9 protein-coding genes are annotated in these 12,835 nt (G+C 47.5%); 8 read left to right on the plus strand and 1 reads right to left on the minus strand.

The features are described 5' to 3' along the window. Positions 1-575: 575 nt before the first annotated feature. The 6 genes from PCH02S_RS35525 to ppdK all read left to right on the plus strand — a co-directional run bounded on the left by PCH02S_RS35525 (position 576) and on the right by ppdK (position 10,440). The gene (locus PCH02S_RS35525; RefSeq protein WP_268597081.1) at positions 576-746 is read left to right on the plus strand and encodes a dockerin type I domain-containing protein; all 171 of its coding nucleotides are present in this window, start codon (positions 576-578) and stop codon (positions 744-746) included. 236 nt (positions 747-982) lie between these two features. Next, positions 983-5,431 (plus strand): endo-alpha-N-acetylgalactosaminidase family protein, encoded by a 4,449-nt coding sequence (locus PCH02S_RS01530; RefSeq protein ID WP_164819392.1) that lies wholly within the window; start codon positions 983-985, stop codon positions 5,429-5,431. Between the two features lie 452 nt (positions 5,432-5,883). Continuing rightward, positions 5,884-6,306: a hypothetical protein gene (locus PCH02S_RS01535; RefSeq protein WP_127449357.1), complete on the plus strand. Its 423-nt coding sequence runs from the start codon at positions 5,884-5,886 to the stop codon at positions 6,304-6,306. A 233-nt stretch (positions 6,307-6,539) separates the two neighbouring features. Next, positions 6,540-7,595, plus strand: coding sequence for a type I glyceraldehyde-3-phosphate dehydrogenase (gap, locus tag PCH02S_RS01540; protein ID WP_127449359.1), 1,056 nt, complete (start codon positions 6,540-6,542; stop codon positions 7,593-7,595). Further along, a complete protein-coding gene (locus PCH02S_RS01545) occupies positions 7,574-7,759 on the plus strand; it encodes a GapA-binding peptide SR1P (protein ID WP_127449361.1) in 186 nt (61 codons plus the stop codon). Before gap ends, PCH02S_RS01545 begins: the two co-directional genes overlap by 22 nt. Then, complete coding sequence (gene ppdK, locus PCH02S_RS01550; protein WP_127449363.1) at positions 7,756-10,440, plus strand: pyruvate, phosphate dikinase; 2,685 nt, start codon at positions 7,756-7,758, stop codon at positions 10,438-10,440. Before PCH02S_RS01545 ends, ppdK begins: the two co-directional genes overlap by 4 nt. A 63-nt stretch (positions 10,441-10,503) precedes the next feature. Here the strand turns inward: ppdK and PCH02S_RS01555 are convergent, their stop codons facing one another. Then, positions 10,504-10,983, minus strand: a complete 480-nt coding sequence (locus tag PCH02S_RS01555; RefSeq protein ID WP_127449365.1) for a hypothetical protein — start codon at positions 10,981-10,983, stop codon at positions 10,504-10,506. A gap of 201 nt (positions 10,984-11,184) precedes the next feature. On the opposite strand from PCH02S_RS01555, the gene rfbG reads away from it, so the two are divergent. Both rfbG and rfbC read left to right on the plus strand, forming a co-directional pair. Then, positions 11,185-12,300, plus strand: coding sequence for a CDP-glucose 4,6-dehydratase (gene rfbG, locus PCH02S_RS01560; protein ID WP_127449367.1), 1,116 nt, complete (start codon positions 11,185-11,187; stop codon positions 12,298-12,300). Next, a complete protein-coding gene (rfbC, locus tag PCH02S_RS01565; protein ID WP_174806715.1) occupies positions 12,290-12,835 on the plus strand; it encodes a dTDP-4-dehydrorhamnose 3,5-epimerase in 546 nt (181 codons plus the stop codon). Before rfbG ends, rfbC begins: the two co-directional genes overlap by 11 nt.

The following is a 12,835-nucleotide window of genomic DNA, read 5'->3' on the forward strand; positions in this document are numbered from 1 at the left end:
CCACTATTTCGGCATTTCGCCTGAATAGTGGACCATTTAGCAGAAATAAGACCCTGTAGTTCCGCTCATCGTGAAAATCTACATGGTATCTTTGAAATAGAGGACGTCAGTTCTCTTAGGATCTCCCCTAGCGGAAATCTCCGCTAGTCTTTCTTTGTCTAGTTGGGTGGAAAGTTGCAGCATGGTGAGTACAGTGGTTGGATTGTGGAAGGTGGGTAAAGTAGCTTGATATTCAGAGCCCCCCTGGGAAAGGAAAGGGAAGGGAAGGGAGGGCAAGGGAGCGCAGGGCTCAAAGAATAGCGTTCGTCCTACGACGATGACGTTTATTCCTGTATGTCATCTATGATATAAGTCGTATCGCGCAATGTTGTGGCACATTTTTCCGAACGACTAAAATAGGAGAAAAATCAACTTTTTACGTAAATTTTTCAATAGTTAGAAGAAAAAACTGCTGCTACGATTTGTATTGTTCGCTGGTAAGGAAACACAAATACAGAAAGGGTGATAGTTTTGCGCAAATTTTTGAAGGCGCTTCTCAAAAAGAAAGCTTTATTAAGTGTCATGATGGCGGCGACTTGAACGGAGACAGCAAAGTATCAATCGGGGACTTGGCTATGGTAGCCGCAGCTTATGGAAAAACAGATGCAGATGCGGACTGGAATCAATACAAATCAGCGGATATTAATCATGATAAAAAAGTAGATATTGATGATCTTGCGGCAGTAGCAGCCAAAATTTTAAAATAATCACCGAGGTTATCCGAGGCTATCCTCTCCTCCTGGAAGGGTAGCCTGGTTCAAAAAACATCAAAACTAAAGCAAAAAAGATCATTTGTATGCGCTTGCAAAGAAAGTATGATTAAGGCATGCCAGAGAAGCATTTCAGTGTTACATCGCGCCTTCAATGATACATGTCGTATCATGTCGGAATTTCGCGAAAGTTTGGGAACAGGGGAACCTATTCAGGGAGGGTGAATGGTTGTATGAAGTCCAGTAGTCGCAAGTTGAAAAAAAGCGTTACAGTTTCGTTAGCTTTACTTACAGCTTTGCAAATGTATGCCGCAGTCCCAGGAGGTACAGCATTAGCTGCCGATGGGGATGCTTATTTCCAGGATTACAATAACGGACAGGTTGGCGGTTGGAAGAAAGCTTCGGGCAACGCGACTTTTAGCGTCGTCAACAATATGCTCAAAGTTGTTACATCCGGGGTAACATTAATGGTGGATGATAACTCGCCCTCCTATCAGAACGCCGAATTGGAAACAAAGCTGAAGGTCGAGAGCGGGCAAGGCCGATATGGCTTTTTGTTCCGGTATATTGATGTGAGTAACTTTGCCGGTGTTGTCTATGATAACGGAAATTGGCTCTACTATTACTTGAAAAACGGTACGGAATACTATGGCACGATCGCTTCCAAATCTATGTCTACCAACCAAACCTATGATATAAAACTGAGATATGTGGACTCGGATATTATTTTATGGATCGACGGAGAAAAGGTTGCTGCTGCAACGGTTGGAGATATGCCTTCTGCTCCAGGTAAAATCGGGATGAGAACATGGTTCGACAGTAAAACAATGTACCTTGATGATACGAAAGTGACCCCGTATACGAAGCCTACGCCGCCTAAGCAGGATCCGAATGCCGTTAACTTTGTATCGGAGTCGGCTACGATGAAAGCCGAACTGGATAGTACGTTCCCGCGTGTAGACAACTACGTATGGAAAGCAACCGGCGCTGTCATGAACGGGCAGAAAAATTATCTTTACGCTGTGAAAATCAATGGGGAAGAGTATTGGCCGAAGACGACGGCGGAAAAAGTGGGCAACAGCGTGATCTACACGATGAATGTGGAAGAGCTGGCCGTTCAGCTGAAGGTAAAAATGGAAGTCGTGGACAATACGCTTGATATGAAGTTCACCGAGATCAAGGAAAACGGTTCGACTAAGGTTAAAAGTATTGAATTTCCGAATCATAGTCTAGCTTCCGTATCTTCGACACAGCCGAAAGCACAGGAGACGGCAGCTTGGTTCACCGGTGAGTGGAATAAAGTATTTGAGGAATACAATGACCTGAAAAATGGAGCGCAAAACTTGAATCCAAGCGGCCGTACATTCGGATTCGTCAACTCCGATAAACTGGCAGCCACGATTGTTAATAATGTCATCAATGGCAACGATAAAGTACGCACGAGTGTTTCGGATGGGGCGCTTGGCGAGAAAGTTGCTGCGCTGGCTAACGGCGCTTGGACGTACCGTGAAAGCATGGTTGCACCGGCTCCGGAAGAGCTGCCATGGTCGAAAGTCATTATTACGCCGGATGCGAATAATGACGGGATTCTTGATTGGCAGGACGGTGCCGTCGTGTACCGCAGCCATTCCGATATGCCTTACGGAAGTGACATGATTAAAGATAACATCTCGTGGATTAGCATGAACATCGCAACAACAGGTATGCCATTTCTGCGTTCGCTGGACCACGCCAAGAAAATTGCGCATCTAACCGACGAGTTCGGCCAAATTGTCCTGCAGAAGGGGTATCAAGCGGAAGGACACGACGATTCGCACCCGGATTACGGCGGGCATATCGGTATTCGCCAAGGCGGGAAGGATGACTTCAACTACTTCCTGACGGAAGGCAAGAAGTATAACATCAAAGGCGGCGTGCACATTAACGCCACTGAGTACCATCTGGACGCATTCCAAACGAAGATGGCGAACTTGATTGCACCGCTGAGCAAAGGGTGGGGCTGGCTCGATCAAGCGTATTATGTTGACCAGCGCAAAGACATTGAGTCCGGCGAGTTGAAACGGCGCTTGGATATGTTGAAAGCAGATACAGGCGATAATTTGGACTTCGTGTATGTCGATGTTTATACAGGGGCAGGCTGGAATGCGAAGAAGCTGGCCGATTATATTAATGGCAACGGCTGGATGCTCGGCACGGAATTTGCAGGCCCGCTGCAAGAACAAGCCTCATGGGTTCACTGGGGAACAGATCCAGGGTATCCGAATCAAGGCGATGACAGTAAAATTGTCAGGTTCATTCGCAACACGAATGTGGACGGTTTTATGAGCGATGCGCTTTTGAAAGGCAACAAGCAGTCAGGCGTCGGTTATTGGCAGCCTAATTCCCAATTCTACAGCTATCAAGAAGTGACGAAAACGTTCTTTAACCAGAACTTACCGACGAAGTACATGCAGCATTTCCCGATTATGAAAATGACGAAAGATCGCGTCGATTTTGAAGGTAACGTATCGGTTGCACGCGCTGGAGACGGAAAAATTCATCTGACGAAAGACGGCAATGATATCGCAATTATGACGGATTCCACCGATATCAGTAACAGCATGATCTTCATCCCTTGGGATCCAGTGAAAGAAGATAAGATTTATCACTGGAATCCAGCTGGCGGCAGCACGACATGGAAGGTCCCTGCGTCATGGAGCGGCGTGCAAACTGCGAAGCTGTATAAGCTTACGGATACAGATCGTCAGTTCGTCGGGGACGTGAACATAACGAACGGGCAAGTGACCCTGAACGCCGAGTCCAATGTCGGTTATGTGCTGTACAAGACAGCGGCACCGCAACAGGCGGAAACGATCTGGGGCGATGGCAGTCCGGTCAAGGATCCGGGCTTTGACAGCCATAAGTGGGCAACTTGGAGTAAATCGTCTTCCGCTGGAACAACGGATCACATCAGCTTCAAGAAAAACAGCAACGCTGACGATTATTTGGAAGTGAAAGGGCCAGACGATGCGAAAGTCGAGCAAGTTATTACAGGACTTGAACCAGGCAAAACCTACAGCGCATCCGTCTGGGTGAACGTATATGGAGCGGATCGCAAGTCGTCGATTAGCGTGAAACAGGGCGACATTGAAGTGTCCAACTACTTGGAAGATACGAAGCTGAAATATTTCGCTCCACAGCACAAATATTACAATACGAATTTCCAACGTGTGAAAGTGAACTTTGATGCAGTAAGCGATAAAGCAACACTTGCACTTAACGTAGCGCCAGGTGCTGGAACGGTATCTTTCGACGATGTACGGATTTGGGAGAACCCGGGGAAAACAGATCAAGCAGGCACTGTGCTGAATGAAGATTTCGAGAATGTCGATGAAGCATGGGGACCTTTTGTTTATGCGAAAGCAGGCAATGTGCAGACGCATATGGTAGAAAAAGGCGAAAATCAAGTGAAATCCTATGTGTTGGATGGCAATTTCTCGCTGAAAACAAATGAAGGCGGAGCAGGTGAATGGCTGCGTACACTGCCGCAAACACTGCGTCTCGAGACAAATGAAAAGTATCATTTGACAATGCAGGCCAAGGCGGATGTGGCTAATCAGTTCACAGTTGCCGTTCGTGTGAATGATAACGGCACAGTGAGAGATCTGGCGACCAAAACGTTGCCAGCGGGAGCAAGTACGGTTGACTTGACGTTCACGACAGACAATGCCAAAAATGCTTACCTTGCTATCCTCAAGGGAGCAGATAACAGCAGTGCCGAGCTCGGAGGCCAGCTTGTTGTAGATAACATCCGAGTAACAGATGAGACCGTACATGCAGTGACTGGTGTAGTACTCGACAAAACGGATGTTTCTATTGCTGAAGGTGGCACCGTGGAATTGAAGGCGATGGTGCAGCCGGAGAATGCGACGAATAAAAATGTGACCTGGTCCAGCAGCGATGAATCGGTTGCGAAGGTTGAAGTTGTCGAAGGCAAAACGATCGTAACTGGCCTAAAATCAGGTAGTGCGAGCATTACAGCGACAACTGCTGATGGCAATTTCCATGCGACAGCAAAAATTACGGTAACGAAAGTAGTGAGTGTACCAGCAACAACGCTGATAGTACCTAGCTCGGTTCAAACGGGGCAAACCTTTACGGTAGGTCTGGTCTTATCCAATGTTACCGAAGCGGTTTACGCTCAGGATTTAACGATAAGTTATGATACTTCGCTAATGGAACTTGTTTCAGCGAAGCCTGCTCAACTGGGTATCAGCTTGGTGTCCAAATCAGAAACAACACCAGGTAAAGTTCGCTTCATCGTCGCGAGCGAAGGAGCGGGTCATGCCATCATCGGCAGCGGCGATGTGCTGGAGTTGACTTTTAAAGCGAAAGACATCACGCAACCGGCAACAGCTCGATTGGCCGTTGAATCGGCGGTACTCGGGGATGCAACGGGGCACGAAACGAGCGCAACGCTTGGATCGGCGAACGTCTCGATTACAATCCCTGCTCCAGGCACACCTGGCGATATCAATGGCGACAACAAAGTGTCGATTGGCGACCTTGCCATGATCGCTGCCAACTACGGTAAAGATTCGAGCAGCCCGGATTGGTTGCTTGTGAAGAAAGCCGATGTTACTGGAGATAACAAAATCGATCTAGACGATCTTGTGAAAGTGGCTAGTCAGATTATCCAATAGCTAACAACAAACACCGTTAGGATGGAAATTCATCCTGACGGTATTTTTTTCGCGCTACCAGTTCGCTTGCGAGCAACTGGAAATTGTGCAGGTAATTCAGTCGATTCACCTCATTTGGGACGAAAGTTGAAGAATTAGCTGGATAATTTCCATCTACTGGCGAGAGAGCAGCAGATATGAGCAAATTAGCAGTACAATTTCCTGTTGAAGGTTAAGTGATGGGTGTTGGGGGAGAGATGGTTTTAAGTGACAATGGTTTGGCGTATGAGGGATGGTAATGGGTGATTAGTAATCAGTGGTGTAGTGGGATGGGGACTAGTAATAAATGTATGAGGAATGAGGTGACGATGGGACGTTTGAGCAGCATAGTTGAAGTCTAATTCAAATTTGAAGGCTTACGTTGCATTATATACAACGTAATGGCCTGGTTTGACCGCGAAGGCGGTTTTTCGTTGCACAATATACAACTATTTGTTGCGAAAAGGTGCTTTGTAAGCGCCTTACCGATTAAATGGTTGCACAAACTGCAACTTAGAGGCGATCTTTGGCCTAATCACAGCCAAATGGTTGCATTAAGTACAACATGGATGCTGTTGCAGGCTCCAATTGGTGATGAGTCAAAGTGGTGTGATAAATGGCGTGATCTGACCGCTAATGAAGCATTTCCTGTTTCATTATCGCGTATGGAACGAGACGGTGCTGGAAGCAGCTGTAAAGGAACTACAGGGCTCTATTTGAGTGCAAAAGGTCATTTGCACAAATCAGAGGGAACATTGGGACCTTATTTTGGCCTTTTGAGCAGTGAAGTGGCGCATTTCACTGAAATAAGATCCTGTAGTTCCCATTCAGCAGCGGGACTCCCAATTTTTAGCTGAATAGCGCCCTGTAGTTCCTTTGAATTTTAGTCGTATCGACTAATTTTAGCTAATATTTGGTTTAGTTTGGTAAAAGGGATCAGCTTTCAGTACCACATAATTAGTATGTAATATATATTTATTTATAATCTATATGTGCACCATAAGCCCCTTTTCATCCAAATAAACAAATATATATTGTGTAATATATATTCTTGTGTTACATTTATGACGTACTAAACGTGATAAGGGGGATGGAGATGCGAGTTGGACTCAGCGGTACTGGAAGAATTGGAAGGCTCGTCTTGAGAAAAGCGTTGACTGGTTCGCAGCAGGATTTCCAAATAGCAGTAGTAAACTCAACTTGTCCCATTCATGTTTTAGCCCATTTGTTGAAGTACGATTCCGTGCATGGCACTTGGGACGCCAGAATTGAGGTTACTCCAGATAACGTGTTGATCATTAACGGACAATCCATTCGCGTTGTTTGTGAAAGAGAGCCGGATCTGTTGCCTTGGAAAGAACTAGGCGTTGAAATGGTTATCGATGCCACGGGGAAGTTTAACCATCGGCATGGAGCTGAACGCCACCTGTTCGCAGGTGCCAAGAAAGTTCTGATTACGGCACCCGGAACAAGTATGGATGTGACGTTGGTCATGGGGGTTAATGAAGGTACGTACAATCCTTTGCGGCATCACTTGATTTCCGCAGCCTCTTGTACAACGAACTGTATTGCGCCTATTTTGCACATCTTAGATCAGGCATTTCAGATCAAAACGGGATGGATGACAACGGTGCATGCCTTTACGAATGATCAGAATCATTTGGATAATCCGCATAAAGATTTACGCCGTGCCCGATCTTGCACGAACGCCATTATTCCGACTTCCACCGGGGTGGGGAAAGCGCTGGCGGATGTTTTGCCGCATCTTGCTGAACAGATCCAAGGAGTATCGGTGCGTGTGCCGACACAAGATGTCTCGCTGTTGGATCTTCAAGTGGCGGTTGGTCGCAACGTGCATATTGAGGAAGTAAAATCAGCCATGAAACAGGCAGTTGCCGGCCCAATGGCGGACTTTGTAGACTACAACGAGCTGCCACTTGTATCCGCGGATTACATCGGCAATGCGAAATCCGCTATTATAGATGGTCTTACTATGATGACGAAAGATAATCAAATTAAGCTTTTAGCCTGGTATGACAATGAATGGGGTTACGCTAGTCGAGTCATAGACGAAGTAGCTTATATCTCTCGTGCAGAAAGCACGCTCGAAAAGGAGGGAACGTCATGTCTCATACAATCAGTGTAACAATGGAAGCGGGAGTAGCTGCCCAGCCCAATGAACTTGGTCTCATTATTTGTAAATCCTGTAACGAAGTACTTGCAACGCTGCCTACGGATGGGTACAAAAAGTTTTATGTAGTTTGCCCAGGTTGCGCACGGAAAGATAACAATAAGGAGGCATCCGAATGACGACGCAGAAACAGGTGGTCCCCTTCCAGGAGGGAGACGCCTCAATGATAGCTCTTCTTGGCGGAAAGGGGGCCAATCTAGCGGAGATGACGCGCGCCGGTCTTCCCGTTCCACCTGGGTTCACCATCACGACGGAAGCTTGTTTAGCCTTTTTTGAAAAGGGAAATCGCCTCTCGGACGCACTGCTTGAACAAGTTGAAGCTTCGCTTAATCAGCTGGAGAAACAGAAAAATCAAACGTTCGGTGATGCAGACAATCCGCTGCTTGTTTCTGTGCGTTCCGGTTCGGTCAGCTCGATGCCGGGGATGATGGATACGATACTGAATTTAGGCTTGAACGATAAAACGGTCTTAGGATTGGCTGCGCATACAAACAACGAAAAGTTTGCTTACGACTGTTACCGGCGCTTGCTGCAAATGTTTGGCAGCGTCGTGCTTGGCATAGAGTCCGGCCAGTTTGAAAGCTTGCTGCATCGCTTGAAAGAGAAGGAGGGCGCTCACCAGGATCAGGATGTGACTGCTAACGGGTGGAAGGAGCTAATTGAGGCGTATAAGGCTTGCATTTTGAGCAAAACGGGCCGAGCCTTCCCGCAGAATGTTTATGAGCAGTTGAAGCTGGCGATTGAAGCTGTTTTCAAATCGTGGAACAATGCCAGGGCACAAACTTACCGGAAACTGAATCGGATACCGGATGAGCAGGGAACGGCCGTCAATGTGCAGAGCATGGTTTTTGGCAATATGGGAGAGAACTCAGGCACAGGCGTCGTTTTTACGAGAAATCCGTCTACGGGAGAAAACACCTTTTTTGGTGAATATTTAATCAATGCGCAAGGGGAAGATGTCGTCGCCGGGATCCGCACACCGCTGGTTATTGCCGCACTTCAAGAGGAAATGCCTGCTATTTATGAGCAGCTTCTAGGCGCCTCCAAGCAGCTTGAGAAGCATTACAAGGACATGCAGGACATTGAATTTACGGTGGAAAACAATACATTGTACCTGCTTCAGACGCGATGCGGCAAAAGAAACGCCCAAGCTGCGCTTAAGATCGCAGTTGATTTGGTGCATGAAGGTGTATTGACCAAGCAGGATGCCGTCAGCCGCATTGAAGTGCTGCATCTGGATCAGCTGCTGCATCGAGGGATTGATGAAGGGGCGGTCATCGATGTGTTGGCGCTGGGACTTCCGGCTTCACCTGGCGCAGCGGTTGGCCAGCTCGTTTTTGACGCCGATACGGCGGAAGAATGGGTGCGGGCTGGCAGGACCGTTATCCTCGCCAGAACGGAGACGACGCCGGAGGATATTCATGGCGTTATCGCTGCGGAGGGCGTGCTTACAAGCCGAGGCGGAATGACAAGCCATGCAGCGGTTGTCGCCAGAGGGATGGGGAAGCCATGCGTGTGCGGTTGTGAAGAGATGCGGATCGTGCCGGAAGAGAAGCGCATGTTTGCGCAGAACCGGCTCCTGGAAGAAGGGGAATGGATCACCTTGGACGGTGCAACAGGTCGTGTTATTGCAGGGGCTATGCCTTTGATTGAAGCACGAATGACAGATGAGCTGCTCATTATGCTGGAGTGGGCGGATGAAATTCGTACGCTGAAGGTGTTTGCGAATGCGGATAATCCGCACGATGCCGGTATCGCAAGGCATCTTGGCGCCGAGGGAATTGGCTTATGCCGAACGGAGCATATGTTTTTCTCCCCGGCTCGTCTGCCTGTTGTTCAGCGCATGATCCTTGCAGAAGACAAGGAAGCGCGCTTGAAGGCGCTTGCCCAACTGCTTCCGATGCAGCAGTCTGATTTTGAAGGGATTTTCGAGCAGATGGATGGCCTGCCGGTAACAATTCGCTTGCTCGATCCACCGCTGCATGAATTTCTGCCTAACCTCGATGAGCTGCAAAAAAGGCATGCCCAGCTGACATACGAACGTGATGGATCCATCAAGGAAAAAGAGGAAGTCGCATCCTTGCTCCGCAAGGTGCAAGCGCTGCATGAAGCGAACCCGATGCTGGGACAGCGGGGCTGCCGCTTAGGGATTGTATATCCGGAAATCTACGATATGCAGATTGAGGCCATTTTCCGCGCAGCTTCCACGTGTATTGACGCAGGTGTCCGGGTGCATCCGGAAATCATGATTCCGCTCGTCGGCCATGCCAACGAGTTGAAAATTCTAAGAGAACTCGTTGACTTCGTGGCGCAGCAAGTACTGGGGAAAGACAAACTGCGCGAATGTCCATACAAAGTTGGGACGATGATTGAGGTGCCGCGAGCTGCATTAACGGCACGTCAGATTGCAGCACATGCCGATTTCTTCTCATTCGGCACGAACGATTTGACGCAGATGACATTTGGCTATAGCCGTGATGATGCGGAAGGGAAGTTCCTGACCCATTATGTCAATCACAAGCTGCTGCCGCACAATCCGTTTCAGGTGCTAGACACCGAAGGCGTCGGTCAATTAATTGAACTGGCAGTGAATGTAGGACGATCAGTAAAGCCGTCTTTAAAAACAGGCATCTGCGGGGAGCATGGCGGAGACAGGGAGTCGATTCTTTTCTGTCACCGAATCGGCTTGGATTATGTAAGCTGTTCGCCATACCGGATTCCTTTGGCTCGGATAGCCGCTGCTCAAGCGTTTCTTTTATACGGGGAGCCTGGAGCAAGTGAGGTCGCACAAGCGATTTGAAATAAGAAACAAAAAAAGGACCTTCCTTTGTAGATAAATCTACTCGGGAAGGTCTTTTTTTGATTACTTCGTAAGTTTAAATTGTTTCAATAGGCTAGCGATTGTGTCTTGGTTCAGGTTTAATGCGCTCATTTGACCAGTCAAAATTCCTTCAATTTGAGACACAAGTCCACGAAGTGCTGCCAAGTTTGCGGAGATCGTTTCTGGCGTCGGATTTGTTACGTTGAGTTGAGCTACGAATTGACGTACGGCATCAAGAACTGCAGGAATGGCTGTTCCCGGAAGAACGTTTGTACCGGAAATACTCGTGATTTGATTAAGAATGTTTTGAATGTCTGTCATTGTGTTTTCACCCAAGTTCAATTTGCCAATTTCGGCTTGAAGCTGGTTCAGCCATTGGGAGCTTGTCGGGTTATCCATGTTTGCATCCATAGCGGCTTGGAGTTCACCAAGTTTTTGTAAAACAGCGCCAACAGGTCCTTCTGTTACTCCACCTGGAAGTTGTTTAAGCATTTCTTCAAGTTTTTCTAAAAGTTGACTCATTTGCTATCCCTCCTCTCTAGTATCTATGTTATGTAAGTTTTTGCAGATGTGATTGGATGATAGCTTATTATTTTTATTTTCATAGACTAGATTTTTGCCGCTTTCGGGTTTGCTCTAGCGATCATACGATATTTTGATATGAAAAACATTTGATAGAATCTGTTTCTCTATCAAGATAATCGAATGGGAGGAGGAACAAACATGCCAGACAACCGGATTCGGATTAACGCCGACTTCTGGAAGGGCAAGAACGTATTTGTCACAGGTCATACAGGGTTCAAAGGAACTTGGCTCAGCTTATGGTTGCAAGGCATGGGAGCTAACGTGACCGGATATTCCTTACAGCCGCCGACGGAGCCGAGTTTATTTGAGCTTTGCCGAATGAAGGACGTGGTATCGTCTTATATTGCTGATATTCGCGATATGACGGCGTTATCTGAAGCTATTGTAGAAGCAGCTCCGGATATCATTTTTCACTTGGCGGCTCAACCGCTGGTTCGAGTCTCTTATTTGAATCCCATAGAAACGTACGAGATTAATACAATGGGAACCATTCATTTACTAGAGGCTGTACGTCAAGCTAAGAGAAACAATGCCCCCATCAAGGCGGTTATCCATGTTTCAACCGATAAGGTGTATTCGCAATTGGATGAGGAGAGAGGATACCGGGAAGATGACCGTTTAGGCGGCGGCGATCCTTACTCGAACAGCAAAGCTTTAACGGAATTGATCGTAACCAGCTATCGACAAATGTTTGAAAAGGAAGAACAAGCATGGATCGTGCCGGTTGCGCTTGCGTCGGCGAGAGCCGGCAACGTCATTGGCGGCGGAGATTGGGCCGAAGATCGGCTGATACCCGATTGCTTCCGGGCTATTCTTCAAAATGAGCCGGTTAAGCTCCGATATCCGCATGCCGTTCGCCCTTGGCAGCATGTCCTTGAGCCGCTTCACGGTTACCTGCTGCTGGCCCAGCATGTTTATGATGACAAGCAGTATGCAGCAGCGTGGAATTTTGGTCCTAATGAGGAAGATACGATCTCAGTAGAGAAAGTCGTAAGCAGCTTATGCCAGAAATGGGGAGATCAAGCGGCCTATCTCATCGATTCGGCGGAGCATCCGCATGAGGCTCCTGTTTTGCGATTAAATTGCATGAAATCACGCGATTTACTAGGGTGGTCACCTCGCTGGAATCTCGATATGGCGATTACGAAATCGATTGAATGGGTCAAAGCCTACGACCAGTCGGAAGATTGCAGGGAGATTTGCAGCAAACAAATACAGGAATATGTAGAGGGGAGTGGACAGCATGATCATTAAACCCGGCCATCTCCAGGGCATTTATGACATTACGTTAGCTCCCAATACCGATCACCGGGGTTATTTTACCCGACTCTATGATGTAAATATCATGAAAACGCATGGCCTTCACCGCAATTGGGTGCAAGAAAACCGCTCATTTTCCAAACAGAAAGGCACGATTCGGGGCCTGCATTTCCAATACGAGCCTCATGCAGAAACGAAACTCATTTGGGTTAGCAAAGGAGCAATCCTGGATGTGTTTGTTGATATACGGCAAGACTCTCCCACCTTTGGCTGCTATGAAAGCAGAGTGTTAACGGAGGAGAATTTTGCCATGGTTTATATTTCTCCCGGTTTTGCGCATGGGTTTTGTACCTTAGTGGACAATTGCGAGGTTGTTTATAAGGTAGACAATGTCTATTCACCGGCGCATGAAGGCGGGATTTTGTGGAAAGATGCTTCGCTTCAAATTCCATGGCCTGTCGATCAGCCGATTATGTCGGCGAAGGATCAGGTGCTTCCAACGTTAGATACTTTGAAAAGGAGAGATTGA

This window comes from Paenibacillus chondroitinus NBRC 15376 (assembly GCF_004000765.1).
GTDB classification, from domain to species: Bacteria; Bacillota; Bacilli; order Paenibacillales; family NBRC-103111; genus Paenibacillus_E; species Paenibacillus_E chondroitinus.